Here is a 26464-nt window from a genome sequence, read left to right on the forward strand (position 1 = left end):
AGTTTATAAAATTATTAAAAATTAACCACCTGGACCTAAGTTAGAAGATTTTATTTTTAAAATTTTCCATATACCTGAAGCAGAGGTTATAATTTTATTGTTACATTTTAGTTCACAAAACAAAAATACTAGTGAATTTGTTTTTTTTAAAATTCTTGTAAAACCGGTGATTTCATCTCCCACTTTAGATGCACCAATAAATTTTAAGTCTAATGAAATGGTTACACAAGGTGCATTACCTGACGCTCTGTGTGCAGCAGTTCCTGCACCTGCATCAATTAAGGCTGATAAATAACCACCATGAGTTATTCCTGCATTATTCAAATGGTTTTCATTAATTATAGATTTAAACTCATATTCTGTTTCAGACATAGTTCTAAATAAAACACCACCATTGTGTTTCATAAAACCAGATTTAATACTTATTTGTTCAAATTCATTACTCATAATTTTTATAATATGAAGGTTAAAATTAATAAAATTATAAAAACAATTATAAAAAAATATATAACTGATTTTTGTAGAGATGATTTTAGTAGCCAATCTAACATTTTTTTATTTATCCTTTTTGGTGGACCGCCCAGAACTCGAATCTGGAATCTCCCGGTTCGTAGCCGAGCGCCTTATCCAATTTGGCCAGCGGTCCTTAATTAAATAATTTACTCAGTATATCAAAGTTTTTAATGTAATTTAACTTATAAAATATTATGTTGTATTAGCAATGACCAAAAAACTAGATGATGTAGTTATTACAGCTGCATTAAGAACACCTATAGGCACATATAAAGGATCTTTAAAAGATTTGAGTGCTGATAAATTAGGTGCATTAGCTATTAAAGAAGCTGTCTATAAATCAAAATTAAAATCAGACGATATTGATGAAGTGATTATGGGACATGTTTTAACTTCTGGACTAGGACAAAACCCAGCAAGACAAGCTTCTATTCATGCTGGAATTCCAGTTTCAAAACCTGCACATATAATCAATCAAGTATGTGGATCTGGATTAAGATCTGTAATTTCAGGATATCAGTCTATTAAACTAGGTGAAAATAAAATTATAGTTGCTGGTGGACAAGAAAATATGTCTAGAGCACCACATGCTATATTTTATCGAGAAGATAAAAGACTAGATGAAAATAAGTTAGTAGATACGATGATCAATGATGGATTAATAGACTCGTTTAACAATTATCACATGGGAATAACTGCTGAAAATGTTGCAGAAAAATATAAAATTTCTAGAGATGAACAAGATTTATTTGCATTAAATTCTCAAGAAAAAACTCAACAAGCTATAAATGAAAATAGATTCAAAAATGAGCTGATCAAATTAAAGATTGATACAGATAATAAAAATTTTCTTTTTGAAAAAGATGAACATCCAAGAAGCAATTTAAATTTAGAAGATCTAAAAAAACTAAAAACTGTTTTCAAAGAAAATGGAACAGTCACCGCAGGAAATTCATCAGGAATCAATGATGGTGCGGCAGCAACTATATTAATGTCTAGAGATGAAGCAGAACATAGAGACATAGAGCCTTTAGCTAAAGTAGTCTCTTGGGCAACTTGTGGTGTTGAACCCTCGTTGATGGGGTTAGGTCCAATTCAAGCTGTTAATATAGCTTTAGAAAAAGCTGAATGGAGGAGAGAAGATGTCGATTTATTTGAAATAAATGAAGCATTTGCAGCTCAAAGTATTGCTGTAATTAGAGATCTTAAAATTCCTAAAGAGATTGTAAATGTTAATGGTGGGGCAATTGCATTAGGACATCCAATTGGAGCTTCAGGAACCAGAATTTTAGTAACTCTTATTCATGAGATGATTAGACGAAATAAAAGCAAAGGTTGTGCCACCCTCTGTATTGGTGGTGGAATGGGAATAGCCATGTGCATTGAGAGAAATTAACTTCTTATTTATTTGTTAATTTTAAAGTTTTTTGTTCAATAAAAATACAGGTTTGCACAAAAAGGCTTATTATTGTGCTAAAATAACATGAGATATAGTTTTTTTTAAGTGTATAAATCGATTTAAAATAATGAGTGAAAAATTACTTGTTCCGGACATTGGTGAATTTGAAAAAGTTGAGGTCATTGAACTTTTAGTAAAAGTTGGAGATCAAATAAACTTAAATGATCCTGTTGTTACCATTGAGAGTGACAAATCTAGTGTTGAAATTCCATCAACAGTTTCTGGCAAGATAGAATCTGTAAATATTAAAGTGGGTGATAAAGTTTCTAAAGGAGACATATTATTAAGTATTGAGTCTTCAAAAGAAAGCCCTTCAGAAAAGCCAATTCCTAAAGATACAGAAAGTATTATTAAACAAGCAGAATCTGTTTTAAAGAATGAAAAAAAAGAAGAAGCTAGTCAACAAAGTCCAGCCCCAGAAAAAAAACAAACAATAATTCAAGTTACAAATGAAAATGATATTGATCCATTAGAGACACAAGATTGGTTAGAGTCTTTATCTGCAGTTGTTGAAAAAGATGGAAATCAAAGAGCTCATTTTTTGATAAAAGAATTAATCAACAAAGCATATCAAGAAGGTGCAAATATTCCTTATACACAACACACTCCTTACATAAATACAATCCCACCAGAGGCAGAAGTCAAGTCCAATGGAGATCAGAACATTGAAAGAAGAATTAGATCTTTAATTAGATGGAATGCAGCAGCCATGGTTGTGAGAGCAAATAAAAAATTTCCTGAATTAGGTGGCCATATAGGAACATTCGCATCTGCAGCAACACTTTATGATGTAGGAATGAATCATTTTTGGAGAGCTAAAAATAATAAATTTGGTGGTGATTTAGTTTATTTTCAAGGTCATAGTGCACCAGGCATCTATGCTAGAGCATTTTTAGAAGGCAGATTAAATGAAAAACAATTAGATAGTTTTAGACAAGAAGTAAAACCAGGGGGACTTTCTTCATATCCACACCCTTGGTTGATGCCAAAGTTTTGGCAGTTTCCAACTGTATCAATGGGATTAGGACCTATGCTTGCAATTTACCAGGCGAGATATATGAAATATTTAATTAATAGAGGATTAATTAAAGATGAAGGTAGAAAAGTTTGGGCATTTCTTGGTGATGGAGAAATGGATGAGCCTGAGTCTTTAGGTGCTATAGGGTTAGCTTCTAGGGAAAAACTGGATAATTTAATATTTGTTATAAACTGTAATCTTCAAAGATTAGATGGACCTGTTAGAGGTAATGGAAAAATTATTCAAGAGCTAGAAGGAAGTTTTAGAGGAGCTGGTTGGAATGTAATTAAAGTAATTTGGGGTTCTTACTGGGACTCACTGATTGCTAATGATAAAACAGGTCATTTAGTTAAAGCTATGAACGAAACTGTTGATGGTGAGTATCAAGCAATGAAGGCTAGAGATGGAGCTTACGTTAGAGAAAAATTTTTTGGAAAATATCCAGAGACACAAGAGCTAGTTTCTAGTTTGTCAGATAAAGATATTTGGAGATTGAATAGAGGTGGTCATGATCCTCATAAAGTTTATGCAGCATATGATCAGGCATCAAAAAATCAAGGCAGCCCAACGGTTATAATCGCTAAAACCATTAAAGGTTATGGCATGGGAAAAACAGGCGAAAGTGTTAACACAACTCATCAAACTAAGAAATTAGACGTAGACGATTTATTATATTATAGAGATCGTTTTGATGTGCCCTTGACTGACGATCAAGTAAAAAATGTAGAGTATTTTAAGCCAGACGAAAAATCTCCTGAAATTAAATACATCAAAGAAAGAAGAATGAACCTTGGGGGTTCTTTGCCAGAGAGAACAACTTACGCAAAGCCAATTAAAGCACCAGCAAAAGATATTTTTGATTTTATGAAAGTATCAACAGGTGAAAAAGAAATGTCTACAACCATGGCATTAGTTAGAATGTTTACAAATTTGCTAAGAGACAAGAATGTTTCACCGAGGTTAGTCCCAATTATTCCTGATGAAGCAAGAACTTTTGGCATGGAAGGATTTTTTCAAAAAATAGGAATATATGCTCATGAAGGTCAAAAATATGAACCTGAAGACTCTGCACAGTTAAGCTCTTATAGAGAAGATAAAAGTGGACAAGTATTAGAGGAAGGAATTAATGAAGCTGGAGCAATGTCATCATGGATTGCAGCTGCAACAGCTTACACGAATCATGATATTGAAATGATTCCAATTTATATTTTTTACTCAATGTTTGGTTTTCAAAGAATAGGAGATCTTGCATGGGCTGCTGGAGATAGTCAGGCCAGAGGTTTTTTAATTGGAGCAACAGCTGGAAGAACTACTTTGGCTGGTGAAGGATTACAACACCAAGATGGACACAGTCACTTGATAGCTTCAACGATACCAAATTGTGTAACATATGACCCAACTTTTCATTATGAGTTAGCTGTTATTTTTAGAGAAGGCTTGAGAAGAATGCATGAAAAAAATGAAAATGTTTTTTATTATATCACAACCATGAATGAAAACTATTCACATCCAGGAATGCCAAAAGATAAAAATTGTGAAGAAGGAATTCTTAAAGGAATGTACAAGATTAAAGAATTTAATAGGTATGGAAAAACAAAAATTCAACTTTTAGGCTCAGGTACAATATTGAGAGAAATGATGTCTGCAGCAGAAATTCTTCAAAATGAATATCAGATAGATAGTGAAATTTGGAGTGTTACTAGCTTTAATGAGTTGAGAAAAGATGGCATGGAAGTTGAAAGATATAATCTCTTAAACCCTGATAAAGAACAAAAAGTTTCATTTGTAGAACAGTGTTTAGGAAAAACTGAAGGACCGATTATGGCAGCCTCAGATTATATGAGAATGAATTCTGACCAAATTAGACCTTATACTAATAAAAGTTTTTATTCTTTAGGGACAGATGGTTATGGAAGAAGTGACACTAGAAAAAACCTTAGAAAATTTTTTGAAGTTGATAAAGAGCATATTGTTGCATATGGACTGAGTGTGTTAGCAAAAGAGCAACTGATAGCTTCTAAATACGCTAAAGAAGCCATAAAGAGGTATAATATTGATGGCAGCAAACCAATGCCAACAAAACTATAAGATGTCAGATAAAGAGATTAAAGTACCAAATATTGGTGAATTTAAAGACGTTGAGGTAATTGAGGTGCTAGTTTCAAATGGCCAGTCAGTTTCTAAAAATGATCCACTTATTACAATTGAGAGTGACAAATCTAGTGTTGAAATACCAGCTTCTTTTGATGGAAAGGTTAAGTCTGTTAAAATTAAAGTGGGAGATAGGGTTTCAGAAGGTGATTTAATATTAACTATAGAACAGTCTGGAGAAGAAGAAAAAAAAATAGAACAAAAAACTATTAAAGAAGCAGAACAAGTTACAAATCAAAATCAAGTAGAAAAAATTGTAAAAGTCAATTCAGCACAAAATACAATAAAAAAAGATAATTCAGAAATTTCATCTTCAAGCCCAAAAGTACGTAAATTTGCTAGAGAACTTGGGGTTAATATTAATGAAATAGTTGGTAGTGAAAGACAGGGAAGAATTGTGGAAGATGATGTAAAAAATTTTATATCCTCTAGAATTAATAAAGCTCCAGATAAGACCGAAGTTCAACCAAAAAAAATTGTTAGTGAATATTCTCATTCTGATTTTGGTGAAATTGAAGTTAAAGATATGCCTAGAGTTAAAAAATTAGCCTCTACATATTTAGTTAATTCTTGGACTACAATACCTCATGTCACAAATCATGATGAAGCAGATATAACTGAAATGGAAGATTTTAGAACTTCACTTACTGACATGTATACAGGGGAAAGAAAAAAAATTACTCCATTAGCTTTTATTGTTAAAGCTTTAGTTGCATCTTTAAAAAAGTTTCCTAGTTTCAACTCTTCAATAGATGATATTGAAAATGGAAAAATTACAATGAAAAACTATTTTCATGTTGGGATTGCAGTGGATACTCCACATGGTTTAATGGTGCCAAAAATTAGAAATGCTGACAATAAAAGCATCTCATATATTAGCAATGAATTGAAAATAGTAAGTGACCAATGTAGAAATTTAAAAATAGATAAGAAAGAATTTTTTGGAGGATCTATGACTATTACGAGTCTTGGAGGAATTGGAGGTTCATTCTTTACACCAATAATAAATTATCCAGAAGTTGCTATATTAGGAGTAGGCAAGGCACAAAAAAAACAAATTTTTATTAATGGGAAATTTGAAACAAGAACAATGCTACCGCTTTCTTTATCATATGATCACAGAATAATTGATGGAGCTGAAGCAGCTAGATTTAATAATGATCTAAAAGAAAATTTAGGCAAAAATTTTGCTTATAAATTAGCTGTATAGATATTAATGTCAAAAACATCATCATTATTTTGTGCATTATTATGTACATTCATATGGGGAACGACTTTTATAGCTCAAGATACTGGAATGGACGACATTGGCCCTTTCACTTTTAATGCTGTCAGGTTTTTTGTTGGTTTTTTAGTAGTAGCTCCATTAGCTTTTATTTTTGAAAGAAAAAAAATATCAAAATCAGTACAAAAAAATCAAAAAGAATTTATCAACTTGGCTATTTTAATAGGCCTATCTTTATTTTTGGGATCAGCACTTCAACAAGTAGCTTTACTCTATACAGATGTTGCTAATGCTGCATTCTTTACGATTTTTTATGTGCCAATGGTTCCGTTTATAATTTTTTTCATGTATAAAAAGCCAATTCACTGGAGTATTTGGCCTTCTGTTCTTCTTTGTGTGATGGGAGGTTATTTGTTAACTAATTTTTATAGCGCAACAGTTAGAAATGGTGATGCACTTATAATAATAGGCGCATTTTTCTGGAGTACACACATTATTTTTACTGGCAAAATTATAGAAAAATATAATCTTCCATTAACAATTGGTGCGATTCAAACTTTAATTGTTTCCTCGCTATCATTAATTATAGGATTAATTTTTGAAGATTTTATTTGGTCCAATATTCTTAAAGAAAAATTTCAAATCTTATATGCTGGAATTTTGTCTGGAGGTCTTGCATTTGTTTTACAAATATATGCACAAAAAAATATATCCCCTGCTCCCTCAGCAATAATCTTTTCTTTAGAGGGTGTTTTTGCGACAATTGCTGCTTGGATTTTATTAGATCAAATTTTAGATATAAATAATTTATTTGGATGTTTATTTATTTTATTTGGTGTTTTGTTTTCACAATTAGCACCAATATTAAAAAAAAATTAATTATATATTATTATAAACAGAATTATTGAAATAATTATTCTGTAAATAACAAAAACATTCAAAGAAAATTTGTTTATATAATCTAGGAAAAACTTAACTGTAAAATAAGAAAATAAAAAAGAAAGAGTGATTGATATTAGTACAAGATAGTTAAGCTCAAAGCTTTGACCAATGGCATTTTTTAACTGCAGCACACTTGCTCCAGCTATAGCAGGTATAGCTAGTAAAAAAGAAATTTTACTTGAATCAAATCTATTAAATCTAAAAAGTCTTGCAGCCGTTATTGTAATACCTGCCCTACTCACACCAGGTATTAAAGCAAGTATTTGGAACAAACCAATATATAGTATTGTTTTAAAATTTAAATTAGATGATATTTTTTTATCAAATTTACTTTTATCTGCGAGATATAAGATAATTCCAAAAATTAATGTTGTCCAAGCGATTATCTTTAAATTGTTTTCTAATAGGTTAACTAGACCTGTGGAGCTGATTACGTAGCCAGCTATTACAATTGGTATTGAGCCAATAATTAATAAAGATAATAACTTCTGATTATTTCTAAGGTCTAATAACTCTCTTCTAAAATAAAAGACTATTGCAAGTAAAGAGCCAAGATGGAGACTAACATCAATCATTAGTGAGTTAGAATTAAACTCAAATATTATCTCAACAATATTCAAGTGAGCTGATGAACTAATTGGTAAAAATTCTGATATTCCCTGAACTATTGATAAGATTATAATTTCAATAATATTTGAGAACATTTAATGCTTCGTAGCTTAAATATTCAATAATTTAAACAATTCCATTTTAACATATTAGATATGCATAAATTAAAATATTAAGATTTAATTGGATTTATTTCAAATTTAAGGTCATATATGCTGACCTTGTTTGTCTTTTATTACATAAAACCTTGATATATGCTAAATTTATTGAGGGTTAAATATGTCAGAAAATATGCTTAAATTTGTTAAAATAGGTCAACAAACTCCACCTAAAAGAGAAGTTGGAAATAGAAAAGAAGACTTTAACGAAATTTATAGGGAATTTATTAACGATAAAGCAAGCGAACAATCTAGCAGGTGTTCTCAATGTGGAGTTCCTTTTTGCCAGGTCCATTGTCCATTAAGTAATAATATTCCAGATTGGCTAAAATTAACCGCAGAAGGACGATTAAAAGAGGCTTACGAATTATCTCAAAGCACTAACAACATGCCAGAGGTGTGTGGAAGAATATGTCCACAAGATAGATTGTGTGAAGGAAATTGTGTAATTGAACAATCTGGACATGGAACTGTAACTATAGGTTCAGTTGAGAAGTATATTACTGATAATGCTTGGGAACAAGGATGGGTAAATCCAATAAAGGTTAAAAATGAAAAGAGTCAAAGTATTGGAATTATAGGAGCAGGCCCAGCTGGTCTAGCTGCTGCGGAGCAGTTACGTAAGTCAGGTTATCAAATTACAGTATACGATCGATATGATAGAGCTGGTGGTTTAATGATTTATGGCATTCCAAATTTTAAATTAGAAAAATTTGTTGTAGAGAGAAGAACCAAATTATTAGAAGAAGGTGGAATTAAATTTGTTCAAAATTTTGAAGTTGGAAAAGATGCTACATTAGAGCAATTAAGAAAAAAACATGATGCTCTTTTAATTGCAACTGGAGTTTATAAAGCTCGAGAAATAGATCTTCCAGGAAAAGATTTAGGAAATATATTTCCAGCCATGGAATTTTTAACAGCTTCAAATAAAAAAGGATTAGGAGACAAGGTAGAATTATTTGATAATGGAACTTTAAATGCTGAAGGAAAAAATATTGTAGTAATTGGAGGAGGTGACACTGCAATGGACTGTGTTAGAACTTCAATCAGACAAAAAGCAAAATCAGTTAAATGTCTTTACAGGAGAGACAAAGAAAATATGCCTGGATCTGCAAGAGAGGTAGCCAATGCAGAGGAAGAGGGAGTAGAGTTTGTATGGCTATCTAGTCCCAAAGAATTTATCGGAACAAATAAAGTTGAAGGTTTGATGGTGGATAAAATTAAACTTGGGGAACCTGATGACAGTGGAAGACGTAAACCAGAAATTCAGAACAATTCTCACTTTAATATTAAAGCAGACATAGTAATTAAGGCTCTTGGTTTTGATCCAGAAAATTTACCAAAACTATTTGGTTCTGAGGATCTACAAGTTACTAAATGGGGAACATTAAAAACTAATTTTGATACTATGGAGACAAATTTACCAGGTGTGTTTGCAGCAGGAGATATTATTAGGGGTGCATCTTTAGTTGTCTGGGCCATAAAAGACGGAAGAGATGTAGCAGTATCAATAAAAAATTTTTTAGAGACCAAAGAACTCAGTAAAGAGAAGGTTGCTTAATGAAAAATTATAAAAAAAATCTTAAAATTCTTGAAGATGGTCATGTTTATTCTAAAGAAATGGAGCATGACGCTTGTGGAGTAGGGTTAATTGCTTCTACAGAAGGTAAAAAATCAAGGAAAGTAGTAGAATATGGAATTAATGCCCTAAAAGCGGTTTGGCACAGAGGAGCAGTTGATGCTGATGGAAAAACAGGTGATGGAGCCGGAATCCATTTAGAAATTCCCTCAGACTTCTTTGCTGAAAAGATAGAAATCACAGGTCACGACCATGATGGCTCAGAAATTTGTGTGGGTATGATTTTTTTACCCAGAAATAATTATCAAGCACAAGAAAATGCAAGAACTTTAGTTGAAAGTGAATTAACAAAAAGTAATTTTAGTATTTATGGATGGAGACAGGTTCCAGTAAATCCAAAAGTTTTAGGTGAAAAGGCAAATCTTACAAGACCAGAAATTACTCAAGTATTATTTAAACATAATAATAAAGATTTAACAGAAAAAGAGTTAGAAAGAAAAATTTATGAATCAAGACGAAAAATTGAAAAAGAAGCTATTAAAGATGCGATAGAAGGTTTTTATATTTGTTCAATAAGTTCTAAGTCAGTTATTTATAAGGGCATGTTTTTAGCGGAGTCTATTGCAGATTTTTATTTAGATTTAAAGGATGAGCGGTTTATATCTCGATTTGCAATATTTCATCAAAGATTTTCAACAAACACAGCACCTAGTTGGGATCTGGCACAACCTTTTAGAGCATTAGCTCATAATGGAGAAATAAATACATTCAAAGGAAATACAAACTGGATGAAAGTTCATGAGCAAGAAATGAATAGTCCATTATTTGATAATATGGAAAATTTAAAACCAGTTATACAACCAGGATCATCAGATTCTGCTGCACTAGATAGTGTTTTTGAACTTTTAAATATTTCTGGCCAATCAGCACCCCTTGCAAAATTAATGTTAATTCCAGATGCATGGTCTAAAAAAAGTCAAACATTATCAAAAGATCACCAACAACTATTTAATTTTTTAAATAGCACAATGGAGCCATGGGATGGACCAGCTGCTATTGCAGCTACCGATAATGAATGGGCCATTGTAGCGGCTGATAGAAATGGGTTACGCCCAATGAGATATACTATTTCAAAAGATAAAATATTGTGTGCAGGATCAGAAACGGGAATGGTTGAAATCGATGAGAAGCAAATTCTTAAAAAAGGCAGATTAGGACCTGGTGAAATTCTTGGAGTTAGAATAGCTAAAGGTAAAGTATTTTCTAATGTTGAAATAAAAGACTATCTAGCAAAAGAGTTTAAACATTTTAACAATCAAATAATTGATTTAGAAAAGAAATTCCCAATAAAGAATGAAAAATCTACTTTTTCAGGTGATGAGCTAAAAAAAAGACAACATACATTTGGTTATAGTTTAGAAGATCTGGAGCTTATTCTTCATCCGATGGCAGAAGATGCGAAAGAAGCCATTGGCTCTATGGGTGATGACACTCCACTTGCAGTATTGTCTGACCGTTATAGACCGCTTTACCATTTTTTTAGACAAAATTTTAGTCAAGTTACAAATCCACCAATTGATTCTTTAAGAGAAAACAAGGTTATGAGTTTAAAAACTCGTTTTGGTAATCTTGGAAATATTTTAGATTTTACTAATTTAACAGAAGAAAACATATACGTTTTAGACAGCCCCATATTATCAAATTCTCAATTAGAAAAATTTATTAATTTTTTTGGGGAAAAATCAATAACAATTGATTGTACTTTTGATAAAAGTGAAAATCTTGAAACTTCTATTGAGAGAATTAGAAAAGAGTCTGAAATTGCAGTTCGACAAGGCCTTACGCAATTAGTTTTAAGTGATAAAAATATTTCTGAAAAAAGATTACCCATCCCAATGCTATTATGTGTTGGTGCAATAAATACTTATCTTATTAAAAAAAAATTAAGAGGCTATGCATCAATCAATGCTCAAACTGGAGAAGCATTAGACACGCATTCATTTGCAACACTTATAGGTGTTGGAGCAACTACTGTTAATCCTTATTTAGCACTGGATAGTTTATATCAAAGGTTTGAAAAAAAATTATTTGGAAAGTTTGAGTACGATGAATGCATAGCTAGATATATACAATCGGTAAATTATGGACTTCTGAAAATAATGTCAAAAATGGGAATTTCGGTCATAAGCTCTTATAGAGGTGGATGTAATTTTGAAACAGTTGGTTTGAGTAGAACAGTAGCATCAGAATACTTTCCAGGAATTTTATCAAAGATTTCAGGCATAGGGTTAAATGGAATAGAAAAAAAATTAAGAACTATTCACAAAGAAGCATTTGAAGGAACGGATGCAGTTTTACCAATCGGAGGAATTTATAGATATAGAAAGGATGGTGAAACTCATCAATATCAAGGTAAGCTCATTCATCTTTTGCAAAGTGCAGTTTCATCAAATTCTTTTGAAGCTTATAAAAAATATGCAGAAGGTATTTATAATCTTCCTCCTATACACCTTAGAGACTTGATTGGATTTAGAGATAAAAATTTAAACCCATCCTTAGATATTTCAGAAGTAGAACCAATCGAAAATATTTTAACAAGATTTGGAAGTGGAAGTATGTCTCATGGTGCATTATCGAAAGAAGCACACGAAACATTAGCTATAGGAATGAATAGAATTAAAGGAGCCTCTTGTAGTGGTGAAGGTGGAGAAGATGAAAAAAGATTTATTAAGATGGAAAACGGAGATAGTGCTAATTCTAGAGTTAAGCAAATAGCCTCAGCAAGATTTGGAGTAACACTTAAATATCTAAATAACTGTAACGAAATAGAGATTAAAATTGCACAAGGAGCAAAACCTGGTGAGGGAGGTCAATTACCAGGGTTTAAAGTTACGGAAGAAATTGCCAAATTAAGACATTCAACTCCGGGTGTAACCCTAATATCACCACCACCTCACCATGATATTTATTCTATCGAGGATTTAGCTCAATTAATTTACGATCTTAAACAAGCCAATCCAAAAGCAAGAGTTGGTGTAAAATTAGTAGCATCTTCTGGGATAGGAACAATCGCAGCTGGGGTAGCTAAAGCTAAAGCAGATATAATTTTAATTTCTGGACATAATGGAGGAACAGGAGCTACACCGCAAACAAGTGTTAAATATGTGGGGATACCTTGGGAGATGGGATTAACTGAGGCTAATCAAGTTTTAACTTTAAATAATTTAAGGCATAAAGTTACTCTAAGAACAGATGGTGGAATTAAAACAGGAAGAGATGTTGTTATTGCAGCCATGATGGGAGCAGAAGAATATGGAGTAGCTACGACAGCTTTAGTAGCCATGGGATGTATAATGGTTAGACAGTGTCACTCAAACACATGTCCAGTTGGAGTTTGTACTCAAGATGAAAAACTAAGAGAAAAATTTTCTGGTACGCCAGAAAAGGTAGTCAACTTATTTAAATTTATAGCCGAGGAAGTAAGAGAAATTTTAGCACAAATAGGATTTAAATCATTAAATGAAATAATTGGTAGGACTGATTTATTAAGACAGGTAAGTAAAGCTTCACCAAACTTAGATGATTTAGATCTTAACCCTTTATTTGTTCAAACAGATGCTGGTGAGAACACAAGATACTGTACAGTTCCAGAAATAAATTCTGTTCCAGATACTTTGGATCAAGAAATTTTACCTGAAATTAAAGAACAAATTGGAAAAGTAAAAATTATTGAAAAGCAATATATTATTAAAAATACTCATAGGACAGTTGGAACAAGAATTTCTAATCATCTTTATGAAAAATATGGATCTGAAAAACTAGATGATGGCTTTTTATCTTTAAAGTTTAAAGGATCAGCTGGACAGTCATTTGGTGCATTTGCAATAAAAGGATTAAAACTTATTTTAAAAGGCGATGCTAATGATTATGTTGGTAAAGGTTTATCAGGCGCAACGGTGGTAGTCAAACTTCCAGACGAAAGTAATCTAGTTTCACATGAGAATACCATAATAGGAAATACAGTTTTGTATGGAGCAACATCTGGAAAACTTTTTGCAGCAGGTCAAGCTGGAGAAAGATATGCTGTAAGAAACTCAGGATCAATTTCAGTTATTGAAGGATGCGATTCTAATGCTTGTGAATATATGACTGGTGGTACAGTTGTAATTCTAGGCGATGTAGGAGACAATTTTGGAGCTGGAATGACTGGCGGAATGGCGTTTATTTACGATATAAATAAGAAATTTTATAAAAAAGTAAACCCAGAGACTGTAGTATGGCAAACGCCAGAAACAGATTATTGGATAACTTATTTAAAAAATTTAGTTCAAGAGCATCATCAGGAGACAAATTCAGATTTTTCTAAAAAGATTATAGAAAATTTTGATAGAGAAATTTCTAATTTTATTCAAGTTTGTCCAAAAGAAATGATTGATAAGCTAAAAAACCCAATAAGTTTAAAATCTATTATAAAAGAAGTTAGTTAAAATGAAGGATATAAATATTTTTTGTTTTGGTTTTGGCCAAGTAGCAAAAAATTTTATAAAGAAGCTTAGTGTTGAGCAGTATAATATTAATTTGTCAGCAACCTCTAGAAGTGAGTCTTCAAAAAAAACATTCAAGGGTATTAATTATAATAGCTATCTATTTAATAGAGACAACTTTGATCAAAATTTAGTTGTAAAATTAAAAGAAGCAGATCATATCTTAGTTTCTATACCACCAGAAAATCAAGAAGATTTAGTTATAAAAAATTTTTCTAAATTTATAGAAAGCTCCAAAGTAAAATGGATAACATATTTATCAGCCACTAGTATTTATGGTGATCATAAGGGAGAGTGGGTTAATGAAAATAGCAAAACAAACCCAATTTCAAATAATGGTATTGCAAGATTGAAAGCTGAAAATGCATGGTTTTCTCTAGAAAAAAGTAAGAAAATACCAATTCAGATATTTAGGTTATCTGGAATTTATTCTAATGAAAAAAATATTTTAATACGTCTAAAATCAGGAGGCGTGAAATTGATCAACAAAAAAAATCATTTTTTTTCTAGAATTCATGTAGATGATATTTCAAATATATTATTTAAATCTTTATCAAAATTTAAGTCAGGAGAAATATACAATCTATCTGATGATAAACCCTCTACATCTGAAGAGGTTACTTTATTTGGAGCAAAGATATTAAATATTGAAAATATCGAAAAAATTGAAGTTGACCAAATTAAAAGTGAGATGTTGAAAAATTTTTATAATGAGTCTAAAAAAGTTAGCAACAAAAAGATGAAAAGTTATTTTGATTATAATTTAAAATTTCCAAGCTATATCGAAGGATTAAACTATATTAGTTGTAATTTTATTTAGCTCTAAGAGTATTTTTTTTAAACCTCGTTTACTTGATAAGCTGTGATCACCATTTTTTATTATCACTAATTTTTTATTAGCTTTAGTAAATAACTTAAGAACTTTTCTAGAATAACTTGTTGGAACAACTTCATCTTTACTTCCATGAATCATAGTTACATTGATTTTAGATTTAATCTTTTTATTCAAGATTTTATTTTTTCTACCATCTTTTATTAACTGATAAGTGATTGGATACTCATAATTACCATGTTTTAAGTTATAAATTCCTTTCTTTATAGTTTCATTTTTCATTTTTTTTGTAAATTTTTTCCACATTAGGTTTTGTAAAAACTCTGGAGCTGAACCAATTCCTAAAAAACCTTTAATTTGATCTTTAAAATATTTAAATTGATTTAAGGAGAGCCACGCTCCCATACTTGAACCAACTAAGATAAATTTGTTTTTTTTAACTATTTTTTTTATTACTATTTTAACTTCTTTTGACCATTGTGTGATATTTCCCTTGGTAAATTTTCCTGAGGATTTTCCATGACCAGAATATTCAAGAGCAAGAAAACCAAGCTTATTTTTTTTTGCAAATTTTAGTATTGCCTGAGGTTTTTCACCTTCAATGCTTGACATAAAACCATGTAAAAAAACAATATAAAGATTATCTCTATAATCCTTACTTAAGTATCTTATTTGCCTGTTATTAAGGACCTTAATATATTTAAATTTATTCATATAAGTTTATTAGAATTAATTCTTAATATATAGTTCTATCAAATGTCTTCAGAATTAAAAGTACTGCAAGTAATTCCTAAACTTGGATATGGGGGTGCGGAAACAGGCTGTTACGATCTTGCACACTATTTACCAGAAAATAATTGTAGCTCTTATATAGTAACTAGTGGAGGAGAGTTATTAAAATTTATTGATAAAAAAAAAGTAAAAGTAATAAAACTTCCCGTCCATAGTAAAAATCCATTTTTAATGCTCTTTAATTCAATAGCTTTGATTTTTATTATTTTACTAAATAATATATCTATTGTTCATGCAAGAAGTCGTGCTCCAGCTTGGTCTTGTTTGTTTGCAACAAAAATTACAAGAAGAAAGTTTGTTACAACTTTTCATGGTACCTATAATTTTAAAAACTCAATTAAAAAATTCTATAATTCAGTAATGGTTAGATCAGATTTAATAATAGCAGGATCAAATTTTATTTTTTCACATATTAATCAAAATTATCCAAAATATTTAGATTTAAAAAAAAAATTCTTGGTAATTTTTAGGGGAATTAATGTCGATTATTTTGAATTATCAACAATTTTAGACAGTGAAGAAAACAGACTTATTTCAGATTGGGATGTTGATAGAAATAAAAAAACGATCCTAATGCCAGGTCGGTTAACTGCTTGGAAAGGTCAGGAGACATTTATTGAGGCATTAAATCTTGTTAATAAAGAACTGGGGTATGAGTCTTTTAATGCTATTATTTTGGGTAGCGATCAAGGAAGAGACATTTATACTAAAAAAATTAAAAGATTGGCTGAGCAATATAGGCTAACTAGTCAGTTAAAATTTATAGAACATTGTAAAAATATGCCGTTAGCTTATAAAATATCAGACATTGTTGTTTCAGCCTCAGTAGAACCTGAAGCTTTTGGAAGGGTAGCAGTTGAAGCTCAATCAATGGAAAAACCAATAATAGCAAGTGATATTGGGGGATCTAACGAAACTATTATTGATAACGTGACAGGTTTTTTATTTCAGTCTGGTAATGCAGAAGCTTTGAGTAAAAAAATAATAGAAGTCTTACAATTAGACGAATCTAGATTGAAATCTATTGGTATAGAAGGTAGAAAAAATATAATTAAAAAATTTAATGTTGAAAAAATGTGTTTTTCTACATATTCAGAATACAAAAAATTATTGAATTAAATGCCATTAATAAAATTGCCAGATGGAAACACTATTGAATTTCCAAATAAAGTAACAGGACTTGAGGTTGCTGAAAAGATTAGTAAATCCTTATCAAAGCAGGCAACTATTATTAGTGTTAATGAAGAGCTTAAGGATTTAAGTTTTGTTTTAGATAAAGATTGCTCAGTCAAAATTTTTACTTCAAAAGATAAAGAAGGATTAGAAACTATCCGTCATGATACGGCCCATATAACTGCAATGGCTGTTCAAGAACTCTTTCCTGGAACACAAGTTACAATCGGTCCAATTATAGAAAATGGATTTTATTATGATTTTTCAAGAAAAGAACCTTTTACAGAAGATGATTTAAATAAAATTGAAAATAAAATGAAAGAAATTGTTGATAGAGATGTTCCAACTACAAGAGAAGTTTGGAAAAGAGATAAAGCTATATCTCATTTCAAAGATAAAGGGGAAATATACAAGGCTGAAATTATTGAAAGTATTCCACAGGGTGAAGATGTTTCCATATATTTTCATGGAGACTGGCATGATTTATGCAGAGGCCCTCATCTGTCTTCAACGGGAAAAATTGGTAAGTACTTTAAATTAACAAAGGTATCAGGGGCTTATTGGAGAGGTGACTCAAATAATGAAATGTTGCAAAGAATTTATGGAACAAGTTGGGCATCACAAAAAGATTTAGATGAATATTTAAAAAGAATAGAAGAAGCAGAAAAAAGAGACCACAGAAAACTTGGAAAAGAAATGGATTTATTTCACTTTAGGGAAGAAAGTCCAGGATCAGTATTTTGGCATGAAAAAGGTTGGAAGTTATTTCAAAAATTAGTTGCATATATGAGAGCTAGACAAGAAAAAGCTGGTTACAAAGAAGTGAACACTCCTGAAATTTTAGATAGATCTCTTTGGGAAAAATCTGGCCACTGGGAAAAATATGGAGAGCATATGTATACTTCTCAAACACCAGATGAAAAAATATTTGCAATAAAACCAATGAATTGTCCAGGTCACGTACAAGTTTTTAATCAAGGATTAAAAAGTTACCGAGATCTTCCTTTAAGAATTTCAGAATTTGGAAAAGTACACAGATATGAGCCTTCAGGTGCTTTACATGGACTTTTAAGAGTTAGAGCTTTTACTCAAGATGATGCTCATATTTTTTGCACAGAAGATCAAATTACATCAGAATGTTTGATTGTTACTAATTTAATTTTAGATATCTATAAAGATCTTGGATTTGAAGATGTAATATTAAAATACTCAGATAGACCAGACTTAAGAGTTGGTGATGATAATGTATGGGACAAAGCTGAAAAAGCTTTATTAGATGCAGTTAAAGCTTCAAAGCTTCAATACACAATTAATAAAGGAGAGGGAGCATTCTATGGTCCAAAAATTGAATTTGTTTTACGAGATGCTATTGGTAGGGATTGGCAATGTGGAACTTTACAAGTAGACCTTAATTTACCAGGAAGATTAGATGCTTCTTTTGTTGATAAAGATGGAACTAAAAAAATTCCTGTAATGCTTCACAGGGCGTTATTTGGATCATTAGAAAGATTTATTGGAATTCTTATAGAAAATTATGCAGGCAAATTTCCATTTTGGATAGCTCCTTTACAAGCTGTTGTAATTCCAATTTCAGAGGAATTTGATTCTTATGCAAAAGAAGTAAATGAAAAAATTAACAATGCAGGCATAAGCTCTGAGGTAGATTTAAAAAACCATAACTTAAATTATAAAATTAGAGAACATTCACTATCAAAAATACCACTTTTATTGATTTGTGGAAAAAAAGAAGTTGACAGTAACTCAGTAACGATTAGAAGATTGGATACGAACAAACAAGAAAATATGGAATTAAACTTATTCTTAGAAACTTTCTCAGCTTTAAACAAAGCATCCTCAAACTAAGTGGCAGATTTTAAACAAAATTATTTTCAAAGAAGAACTAAAGATAAAGGTCCAAGATCTAACAATAGAATTTCTTCACCTGAGGTTCAAGTAATTGGAAGCGATGGTGAAAATATAGGAATCATAAATACAAATGAGGCCATATCAATGGCTAAAGAACAAGGATTGGATTTAATTGAAATAGCTCCAAACGCAAAACCACCTGTATGTAAAATTATTGATATGGGTAAATTTAAATATGATGCTCAAAAAAAAGCAAATGTTGCTAAAAAGAAACAAAAAATAGTTTTATTAAAAGAAATTAAAATGAGACCAGTCACAGAAACTCATGATTATGATTTTAAAGTTAAAAATGCTAAAAAATTTATTGGAAAAGGTGACAAGGTAAAATTTACAATACGATTTAAGGGTAGAGAGCTACAACACTCACACCTAGGTAGAGAATTAATGGATAAAATAAAAGCTGATATGCAAGATATTGGCAAAGTTGAATTGCACCCAAAGTTTGATGGTAAGCAAATGATCATGGTTATTCAGCCTTTATAAGGCTTAATAGAGGTTGTAAATCCATTCCAATATTTGTATAAGTCCGCAGAATTATGCCAAAATTAAAAACTAAAAGTTCAGCAAAAAAAAGATTTAAAATCTCAGCTACAGGGAAAGTTATGATGGCTCAAGCTGGAAAGAGACATGGTATGATAAAAAGAACAAATTCACAAATTAGAAAATTAAGAGGCACGACTGCTATGTCAAAACAAGATGGCAAAATAGTTAAATCATACATGCCTTACAGTTTAAGAGGATAAAATGGCTAGAGTAAAAAGAGGCGTAACAAGTCACGCAAAACATAAAAAAGTTTTAAAAGCTGTCAAAGGTCAATGGGGCAGAAGAAAAAGCACTATAAGAGTTGCAAAGCAAGCTATGGAAAAAGCTATGCAATATGCATACAGAGATCGTAGAACTAAAAAAAGAGAATTTAAATCTTTATGGATACAAAGAATTAATGCAGGTGTTAGATCTGAAGGAATAACTTATTCAAAATTTATTAATGGTTTAACTAAATGTGGAATTAAGTTAGATAGAAAAATACTAGCTGAAATAGCATACGATAGTCCAGAAGCCTTTAAAACGATCGTTCAAAAAGCTCAATCGGCACTAAATTAATCTTCACTATTGTTTTTCTTCGGTGAAGAAATAATCTCTCAATATGTCTGATATTAAAAAAATAAAAGATGAATTTCTTTTAAAGTTAAAAGAAAATTTGGATTTAAATCAAGTTAATCAAATTAAAACAGAACTATTTGGTAAAACTGGGTTAATCAGCTCGCAATTTAAACAGCTTGGAAAATTAGCAGAAGAAGAAAGAAAAAAATTTGCATCAGATTTAAACTTAGTCAAAAGTGAACTTGAAAATTTAATTACTATAAAAATTGATGATATTGAAAAAAAAGAGATTAACAAAAAATTAGAAAAAGAAAAAATAGATATAACTTTACCAGAGAGACCTTTTGTTCAGGGAAAAATTCATCCTGTATCTCAAGTTATAGATGAAATTTCTTCAATTTTTTCAGAAATTGGTTTTAGTGTAGAAGAGGGACCAGATGTTGAAAATGAATATAATAATTTTACTGCGTTAAATACACCTGATAACCATCCTGCTAGAGATATGCATGATACTTTTTATCTAGATGATACAAAAGAGCTACTTTTAAGAACACATACTTCACCAGTTCAAATTAGAACAATGCTTAATGATAAACCACCTTTTAAAATAATAGCGCCAGGGCGAACATATAGATCTGACAGCGATCAAACTCATACTCCAATGTTTCATCAAGTTGAAGGGCTACATATTGATAAAAATATAAATATGGGGCATTTAAAAGGATGCTTAAATTATTTTATTAAAGAGTTTTTTGAGGTTGATAAAATTAAAATGAGATTTAGACCTAGTCATTTCCCATTTACAGAGCCATCTGCAGAAGTTGATATTGGTTATGAAATAAAAGATGGAAAAATAGTAATTGGGGAAGGTGATAAATGGCTAGAAGTTTTAGGTTGTGGAATGGTTCATCCCAATGTTTTAAAAAATGTGAAAGTAAACCCTGATGAATTCCAAGGTTATGCATTTGGAATAGGAATAGATAGGCTCGCAATGTTGAAATATGGCATTAATGATTTAAGAGCCTTTTTTGATTGTGACTATAGATGGCTAAATCATTTTGGATTTGATCCAATAGATGTCCCAACAAACTATAGGGGCTTAAGCCGATGAAGATTACAACAGCATGGCTCAAAGATCATTTAGATACCAAACTTAATGAAAATCAAATCATCGATAAACTTACAGATATTGGTTTAGAAGTAGAGGGTGTTGATAGTCAATCAGGAGAGCTTGATCAATTTGTAATTGCCAAAATTTTGAAGGCTGAAAAGCATCCTGATGCAGATAGGCTTAGAGTATGTGATGTTGATATAGGTTCGGGCAAATCAGTAAAAGTTGTTTGTGGAGCTCCAAATGCTAAAGAGGGTTTATTAACAATTTATGCTCCTCCTGGCGCTGTAGTGCCAAAAAGTCAAATGAAATTGGTGGTAAGCAAAATAAGAGGTGTAACCTCATATGGAATGCTTTGTTCAGAATCTGAACTTAATCTATCAAACGAAAGTGATGGCATAACAGAGCTTTTACCAGAAAAATATAACAAAAAAATAGGAGAAAATTATTTTCCAAAAAAAAATTTAAATGTAATTGATATTTCTATTACACCAAATAGAGCAGATTGCTTAGGGGTTAGAGGGATAGCAAGAGATTTAGCTGCTGCAGGCGCGGGAAGATTAATAAATCAAAAAGAAAAAAAACTTGATAAAAAAAATAAACAAACAATTAGTGTAAAAATTGAAAATGAAAAAAATCAAGCATGCATATCCTTTGGCAGTTGTTTAATTAAAGGAGTAAACAATACTGAAAGTCCAGAGTGGCTAAAAGACAAAATAATTGCTCTAGGCCAAAAACCTATTTCGGCAATAGTTGATATTACAAATTATGTAATGTTTGATTTGAATAGACCACTTCATGCATATGATGTTGATAAAATAGATAAAGGAATAGTTGTTAGAAATTCTAAGAAAGGTGAAACATTCGAAGCATTAGATAATAAAGAATATAAATTAGAGGATGAGATGTGTGTCATATCAGATGCGTCAGGCGTATTAGGTCTTGGAGGCATAATAGGAGGCACAAGAACTGGAACTGAACTAGATACAAAAAATGTGTTAATTGAGTCTGCTTACTTTAGTCCACGATCAATCAGAAAATCATCTAAAATCTTAAATATAGATACGGATGCAAAATTTAGATTTGAAAGAGGTATTGATCCATTATCAATTGATCAAGGACTTGAAAGAGCAGCTAATTTAATACAAGAAATATGTGGTGGTGAAGTTAGTGAATTTGATATTCAAAAAATTGAAGATATTAAAAAAAAATCATTAAAATTTGATCCTTCTTTGTTTCAAAAAATTACTGGATTTAATATTGATATAAAAGAAATGATAAAAATCTTAGATAACCTAGGATTTGAAATTAAAGAAAACAAGAGAATGCTAGATGTTGTTATACCATCTTGGAGACCAGATATTTCACAAGAAGTTGATGTGGTAGAAGAACTTGTAAGAATTAAGGGCTATGATCAAATTAAAATTATTGAACCAGAAAAAGTTAGAAAAAAACAAACATTAAATTTAAAACAAAAATTATTTCATTTTTTACAAAGATCTATTGCTTCTAAGGGGTATTTTGAAGCTATCACATGGTCTTTTACCGACAGTAAAATCAATCAACTATTCATTGAAAACAACAAAGAAATTAAAATAATTAATCCTATAAGTTCTGATTTGAACGTTTTGCGAAGTTCAATTTTTTCTAATTTGATAATTCATTTGAATAAGAATTTAGGAAGAGGATTTAAAGATTTGTCATTTTTTGAAATAGGTCCAACTTTTTTAGGATCTGAGCCAGGTGAGCAACAGACAGTCGCTACTGGATTAAGATCAGGAAAATTGGCTAGGCAGAGCTGGCTGGAAAAAGAAAGATTAATAGATGTGTTTGATGTTAAAAGTGATGTTATCAAAAGTTTAGTTGAAGCAGGTTATAATAAAGATAAGCTCTATATTGATGATGAAACACCAAGCTATTATCACCCTGGAAAATCAGGAAGAATATTTCTTAACAAAGGAAAAGAAAAAGTAGTTGCTTTTTTTGGTGATATTCACCCAGGTATATTAAAAAAATTAGATATTAAAGTTGAGTCTTTAGTGGGTTTTGAAATATTTTTAGACAATTTAAAACAGCCAAAAAAATCATTAAAAGATCAAAAAACTCAGTATAAATATTCAGATTTTCAAAAATCAGAAAGAGATTTTGCTTTTGTTTTAGATAAAAATTTTAAAGTTCAAGAATTAATTGAAACCATCTCTAATGTAGACAAAGAGTTAATAAAATCTGTCAAAGTATTTGATGTTTATGAAGGAGCGAATATTCCTGATGGTAAAAAATCAATTGCATTAAATGTAATTATTCAATCTTTAGAAAAAACTTTGGCTGAGGATGATTTAAATAAAATTAATCAACTTATTATTTCAGCTGTTGAATCTAAAACTGGTGCTAAGATTAGATCATAATCATGACAAAAATTGATCACATCAGAAACTTTGCAATCATTGCACATATTGATCACGGTAAATCAACAATTGCAGATAGGATAATTCATAGTTGTGGTGGTCTAACCGAAAGAGAAATGAAGGCACAAGTTCTAGACTCAATGGATATTGAGAGAGAAAGAGGCATAACTATTAAAGCTCAAACAGTTAAACTTAATTATAAAGCAAAAGATGGTAAAGAGTACATTCTCAACATAATTGATACTCCAGGACACGTAGATTTTAGCTATGAAGTTAGTAGATCTCTGTATGCATGCGAGGGATCTATTTTAATTGTTGATAGTACCCAAGGAGTAGAAGCTCAAACATTGGCTAATGTTTATCAAGCTTTAGACACCAAGCATGAGATAGTACCTGTACTGAATAAAGTTGATCTACCTGCATCAGACTTAGAAAAAACAAAGAAGCAAATAGAAGAGGTCATAGGTATTGATACTGAAAATGCCATACCTTGCTCTGGAAAAACAGGTGAGGGTATAGAAGAAATTCTAGAACAAATTATTGTGTCACTACCAGCTCCAGAAGGAGAAAAAGATGCTGATTTAAAATGCTTATTAGTTGATAGTTGGTATGACACTTACTTAGGGGTGGTTATTCTAGTTAGAGTTATTAATGGAAAAATTTCAAAAAATATGAAGATTAAAATGATGTCTACTGACCAAGAATATATAATTGAAAAAGTAGGTGTATTTACACCAAAAGCAACTGATGTTAATGAATTAAATGCAGGAGAAATTGGTTTTATAACAACAGGAATAAAAATTTTATCAGAAACAAAAGTGGGAGATACTATTTGTGATGCAACTAAACCACCTCAAGAAGCACTACCTGGATTTAAACCAAGTAAGCCAGTTGTATTTTGTGGTTTGTTTCCTGTTGACAGCTCTGAATACCAAAAATTAAAAGATGGTTTAGGTAAACTTCAATTAAATGATGCTAGTTTTTCATATGAGGCAGAATCTTCATCTGCGTTAGGTCTTGGCTTTAGATGTGGTTTTCTAGGTCTCCTGCATTTAGAAATTATAACTGAAAGATTAGAAAGAGAATTTGATATAAATTTATTAACCACAACACCAGGGGTTGTTTATAAAGTTCATATGAACAAGGGGGAAATAATAGAGTTACAAAACCCTTCAAGTTTACCAGAACCCACTCTAATCAAATTTATTGAAGAGCCTTGGATTAAAGCAACAATTATTACACCAGATCAATATCTTGGAGCAATTATAAAAGTTTGTCAGGATAAAAGAGGAGTACAAACAAACTTAAGTTATTCAGGTAATAGAGCAGTTTTAAATTATGAAATCCCTCTAAATGAAGTTGTTTTTGATTTTAATGATAGACTTAAATCAATGACTAGTGGCTATGCAAGTTTTGATTATGAGATCATAGGTCATAGAGAGGGAGATTTAGTAAAATTAGGAATACTTGTTAATGCTGAGCCAGTTGATGCTTTATCAATGATGGTTCATAAAGATTTTGCACAAACTGTTGGAAGAGAGGTATGTGAAAAATTAAAAGATTTAATCCCACGTCATAATTTTATGATTCCAGTGCAGGCAGCAATTGGAGGAAAAATTATAGCAAGAGAAACTATTAAGGGTTTTAAAAAAGATGTTTTAACAAAAATTCATGGTGGTGGAGCTAGAGATAGAAAAAGAAAACTACTAGATAAGCAGAAAAAAGGAAAAGCTAGAGGAAAACAGTTTGGAAAAGTTGAAATACCACAAGAAGCATTTATAGGAGTGCTTAAAATTAATAAAGACCAGTAGCTGGAGAGATGGCTGAGCGGTTTAAAGCGCACGCTTGGAAAGTGTGTGTACTGTTAAAGGTACCCAGGGTTCGAATCCCTGTCTCTCCGCCAATAATTTATCTTTAAATTTCCTTAGTTCGGTTTAAAATAATTAATTATAAATGAAAATTTTTGATTGCTTCCCTTTTTTTGACGAAATATCTTTATTGGATATGAGAATGAACTATCTTAAAAATGTAGTTGATAAATTTGTTATAGTCGAAGGAACTCACAGTCATCAAGGTAAAATAAAAAAATTATATTATGATGAAAACAAATCTTTATTCAAAAAATACGAAAAAAAAATTGTCCATGTTATTCAAGATTCATATCCTAAACACTTAGGTGATACTCATAGTACTTTTATAAACGATTATTATACAAGAAATGGAATCAGCAAAGGGTTAAAAGATTGTTTGGATAATGATATTATATTGATTTCTGATGTAGATGAATTCCCTGATATAGATAAGTTTAAGCTATTTAATGGAAACTTAACTGTTTTTAAGCAAGTTATGTTTTATTTTAAGCTTAATCTCAGAGTTAGAAACTTTGATCATGATAGTGGAGATGGATTATGGCCAGGCACAAGAATGTTAAATTTTAGATTATTTAAAAAAATAAATAATGTTCAAAAAATTAGAAACTTTAAGGCAAAAAAATATGGTTGGTGGAGATTTGATAAACCCAGATTAAATATTATTAATTACGGTGGTTGGCATTTTAGATTTTTTGGATCTTCAAAAAATTTAAAACATGAGTTGGAAAATAGAGCTATAGGACGTGGAGAAAATATTTTAAGCACTTACAGTGAATCAGATATTAACAATATTATTAAAAACCGATTACCTTTTACTACAGAGGAAGAGAGATATGAGGTCTATCCTCTTTCAAAGATGCCCGATTTTGTAAAATTAAATAAAGAAAGATATAGTGATTCATTGATTATTTAGTTGAAGATATTTTTCAATGTATAAGTTTTTTCTTATCAACTTGAAAAGGATAAAAACATTTAAAATCAACACTAATTCAACTATGGTATGTGAATTTAAAATATTTATTTAATCTTTTTTATTAAAAAAATGTTATATTTAT

General features: G+C 30.6%; 19 protein-coding genes and 2 tRNA genes. 17 read left to right on the top strand and 4 right to left on the bottom strand.

Annotation, left to right across the window (positions count from 1 at the left end; translation table 11 throughout):
- Nucleotides 1–21: 21 nt before the first annotated feature.
- Together AC5SLY_RS00095 and AC5SLY_RS00100 are read right to left on the bottom strand one after the other, a co-directional pair.
- A complete protein-coding gene (locus AC5SLY_RS00095; RefSeq protein WP_233788033.1) occupies nucleotides 22–447 on the bottom strand; it encodes a PaaI family thioesterase in 426 nt (141 codons plus the stop codon).
- 122 nt (nucleotides 448–569) lie between these two features.
- A tRNA-Arg gene (locus AC5SLY_RS00100) sits at nucleotides 570–646 on the bottom strand.
- Nucleotides 647–721: 75 nt separating this feature from the next.
- Between AC5SLY_RS00100 and AC5SLY_RS00105 the strand changes: the two genes are divergently transcribed.
- The 4 genes from AC5SLY_RS00105 (at nucleotide 722) to AC5SLY_RS00120 (ending at nucleotide 7245) form a co-directional block, all read left to right on the top strand.
- A complete protein-coding gene (locus AC5SLY_RS00105) occupies nucleotides 722–1909 on the top strand; it encodes an acetyl-CoA C-acetyltransferase (protein WP_011281701.1) in 1188 nt (395 codons plus the stop codon).
- 130 nt (nucleotides 1910–2039) lie between these two features.
- Nucleotides 2040–5078, top strand: a complete 3039-nt coding sequence (gene aceE, locus AC5SLY_RS00110; protein WP_494598829.1) for a pyruvate dehydrogenase (acetyl-transferring), homodimeric type — start codon at nucleotides 2040–2042, stop codon at nucleotides 5076–5078.
- A 1-nt stretch (nucleotide 5079) separates the two neighbouring features.
- Nucleotides 5080–6351 carry a 2-oxo acid dehydrogenase subunit E2 gene (locus AC5SLY_RS00115; protein ID WP_494599127.1) on the top strand — a complete coding sequence of 424 codons (1272 nt, stop codon included), beginning with the start codon at nucleotides 5080–5082 and terminating at the stop codon, nucleotides 6349–6351.
- A gap of 6 nt (nucleotides 6352–6357) precedes the next feature.
- Nucleotides 6358–7245: a DMT family transporter gene (locus AC5SLY_RS00120; protein ID WP_011281704.1), complete on the top strand. Its 888-nt coding sequence runs from the start codon at nucleotides 6358–6360 to the stop codon at nucleotides 7243–7245.
- Here the strand turns inward: AC5SLY_RS00120 and AC5SLY_RS00125 are convergent.
- Nucleotides 7242–8012, bottom strand: coding sequence for an undecaprenyl-diphosphate phosphatase (locus AC5SLY_RS00125; RefSeq protein ID WP_011281705.1), 771 nt, complete (start codon nucleotides 8010–8012; stop codon nucleotides 7242–7244). The two genes, AC5SLY_RS00120 and AC5SLY_RS00125, sit on opposite strands and share 4 nt — an antisense overlap.
- Nucleotides 8013–8196: 184 nt before the next feature.
- Here AC5SLY_RS00125 and AC5SLY_RS00130 point away from each other — a divergent pair, with 184 nt between their 5' ends.
- Genes AC5SLY_RS00130 through AC5SLY_RS00140 form a run of 3 tightly spaced genes read left to right on the top strand, consistent with a single transcriptional unit; the run spans nucleotide 8197 to nucleotide 15018 of the window.
- Nucleotides 8197–9636, top strand: coding sequence for an NAD(P)-dependent oxidoreductase (locus tag AC5SLY_RS00130; protein ID WP_494598830.1), 1440 nt, complete (start codon nucleotides 8197–8199; stop codon nucleotides 9634–9636).
- A complete protein-coding gene (gene gltB / locus AC5SLY_RS00135) occupies nucleotides 9636–14141 on the top strand; it encodes a glutamate synthase large subunit (RefSeq protein WP_494598831.1) in 4506 nt (1501 codons plus the stop codon). The genes AC5SLY_RS00130 and gltB overlap by 1 nt, the downstream gene beginning before the upstream one ends.
- A 1-nt stretch (nucleotide 14142) precedes the next feature.
- A complete protein-coding gene (locus AC5SLY_RS00140; RefSeq protein ID WP_494578123.1) occupies nucleotides 14143–15018 on the top strand; it encodes an NAD-dependent epimerase/dehydratase family protein in 876 nt (291 codons plus the stop codon).
- Here AC5SLY_RS00140 and AC5SLY_RS00145 read toward each other — a convergent pair.
- Entirely contained in the window at nucleotides 14989–15744 is a 756-nt protein-coding gene (locus AC5SLY_RS00145) for an alpha/beta fold hydrolase (RefSeq protein WP_018413763.1), read from the bottom strand. The two genes, AC5SLY_RS00140 and AC5SLY_RS00145, sit on opposite strands and share 30 nt — an antisense overlap.
- Nucleotides 15745–15786: 42 nt before the next feature.
- Between AC5SLY_RS00145 and AC5SLY_RS00150 the strand changes: the two genes are divergently transcribed.
- The 10 genes from AC5SLY_RS00150 (at nucleotide 15787) to AC5SLY_RS00195 (ending at nucleotide 26322) form a co-directional block, all read left to right on the top strand.
- The gene (locus tag AC5SLY_RS00150; RefSeq protein ID WP_018413764.1) at nucleotides 15787–16941 is read left to right on the top strand and encodes a glycosyltransferase family 4 protein; all 1155 of its coding nucleotides are present in this window, start codon (nucleotides 15787–15789) and stop codon (nucleotides 16939–16941) included.
- Complete coding sequence (gene thrS, locus AC5SLY_RS00155) at nucleotides 16942–18858, top strand: threonine--tRNA ligase (RefSeq protein WP_018413765.1); 1917 nt, start codon at nucleotides 16942–16944, stop codon at nucleotides 18856–18858. It abuts the gene before it with no gap.
- On the top strand, nucleotides 18859–19404 hold the full coding sequence (gene infC / locus AC5SLY_RS00160) for a translation initiation factor IF-3 (protein WP_006997463.1): 546 nt from the start codon (nucleotides 18859–18861) through the stop codon (nucleotides 19402–19404).
- Between the two features lie 53 nt (nucleotides 19405–19457).
- Nucleotides 19458–19664, top strand: coding sequence for a 50S ribosomal protein L35 (gene rpmI / locus AC5SLY_RS00165; protein WP_006997462.1), 207 nt, complete (start codon nucleotides 19458–19460; stop codon nucleotides 19662–19664).
- 1 nt (nucleotide 19665) lies between these two features.
- Entirely contained in the window at nucleotides 19666–20022 is a 357-nt protein-coding gene (rplT, locus tag AC5SLY_RS00170) for a 50S ribosomal protein L20 (protein ID WP_006997461.1), read from the top strand.
- Nucleotides 20023–20065: 43 nt separating this feature from the next.
- Nucleotides 20066–21133: a phenylalanine--tRNA ligase subunit alpha gene (gene pheS / locus AC5SLY_RS00175; RefSeq protein ID WP_006997460.1), complete on the top strand. Its 1068-nt coding sequence runs from the start codon at nucleotides 20066–20068 to the stop codon at nucleotides 21131–21133.
- A complete protein-coding gene (pheT, locus tag AC5SLY_RS00180; RefSeq protein ID WP_494598832.1) occupies nucleotides 21130–23538 on the top strand; it encodes a phenylalanine--tRNA ligase subunit beta in 2409 nt (802 codons plus the stop codon). Before pheS ends, pheT begins: the two co-directional genes overlap by 4 nt.
- 2 nt (nucleotides 23539–23540) lie before the next feature.
- Nucleotides 23541–25349, top strand: a complete 1809-nt coding sequence (gene lepA, locus AC5SLY_RS00185) for a translation elongation factor 4 (protein WP_494598833.1) — start codon at nucleotides 23541–23543, stop codon at nucleotides 25347–25349.
- A 2-nt stretch (nucleotides 25350–25351) separates the two neighbouring features.
- A tRNA-Ser gene (locus tag AC5SLY_RS00190) sits at nucleotides 25352–25441 on the top strand.
- A gap of 50 nt (nucleotides 25442–25491) precedes the next feature.
- Entirely contained in the window at nucleotides 25492–26322 is an 831-nt protein-coding gene (locus AC5SLY_RS00195) for a hypothetical protein (protein WP_494598834.1), read from the top strand.
- The last annotated feature ends 142 nt before the right edge of the window (nucleotides 26323–26464 follow it).

It is taken from the genome of Candidatus Pelagibacter sp. PS_23 (assembly GCF_059417905.1).

Coding starts and splice junctions, on each gene's coding strand:
- AC5SLY_RS00095 (WP_233788033.1), bottom strand. CDS start 447: ATGAGTAATGAATTTGAACAAATAAGTATTAAATCTGGTTTTATGAAA.
- AC5SLY_RS00105 (WP_011281701.1), top strand. CDS start 722: ATGACCAAAAAACTAGATGATGTAGTTATTACAGCTGCATTAAGAACA.
- aceE (WP_494598829.1), top strand. CDS start 2,040: ATGAGTGAAAAATTACTTGTTCCGGACATTGGTGAATTTGAAAAAGTT.
- AC5SLY_RS00115 (WP_494599127.1), top strand. CDS start 5,080: ATGTCAGATAAAGAGATTAAAGTACCAAATATTGGTGAATTTAAAGAC.
- AC5SLY_RS00120 (WP_011281704.1), top strand. CDS start 6,358: ATGTCAAAAACATCATCATTATTTTGTGCATTATTATGTACATTCATA.
- AC5SLY_RS00125 (WP_011281705.1), bottom strand. CDS start 8,012: ATGTTCTCAAATATTATTGAAATTATAATCTTATCAATAGTTCAGGGA.
- AC5SLY_RS00130 (WP_494598830.1), top strand. CDS start 8,197: ATGTCAGAAAATATGCTTAAATTTGTTAAAATAGGTCAACAAACTCCA.
- gltB (WP_494598831.1), top strand. CDS start 9,636: ATGAAAAATTATAAAAAAAATCTTAAAATTCTTGAAGATGGTCATGTT.
- AC5SLY_RS00140 (WP_494578123.1), top strand. CDS start 14,143: ATGAAGGATATAAATATTTTTTGTTTTGGTTTTGGCCAAGTAGCAAAA.
- AC5SLY_RS00145 (WP_018413763.1), bottom strand. CDS start 15,744: ATGAATAAATTTAAATATATTAAGGTCCTTAATAACAGGCAAATAAGA.
- AC5SLY_RS00150 (WP_018413764.1), top strand. CDS start 15,787: ATGTCTTCAGAATTAAAAGTACTGCAAGTAATTCCTAAACTTGGATAT.
- thrS (WP_018413765.1), top strand. CDS start 16,942: ATGCCATTAATAAAATTGCCAGATGGAAACACTATTGAATTTCCAAAT.
- rpmI (WP_006997462.1), top strand. CDS start 19,458: ATGCCAAAATTAAAAACTAAAAGTTCAGCAAAAAAAAGATTTAAAATC.
- rplT (WP_006997461.1), top strand. CDS start 19,666: ATGGCTAGAGTAAAAAGAGGCGTAACAAGTCACGCAAAACATAAAAAA.
- pheS (WP_006997460.1), top strand. CDS start 20,066: ATGTCTGATATTAAAAAAATAAAAGATGAATTTCTTTTAAAGTTAAAA.
- pheT (WP_494598832.1), top strand. CDS start 21,130: ATGAAGATTACAACAGCATGGCTCAAAGATCATTTAGATACCAAACTT.
- lepA (WP_494598833.1), top strand. CDS start 23,541: ATGACAAAAATTGATCACATCAGAAACTTTGCAATCATTGCACATATT.
- AC5SLY_RS00195 (WP_494598834.1), top strand. CDS start 25,492: ATGAAAATTTTTGATTGCTTCCCTTTTTTTGACGAAATATCTTTATTG.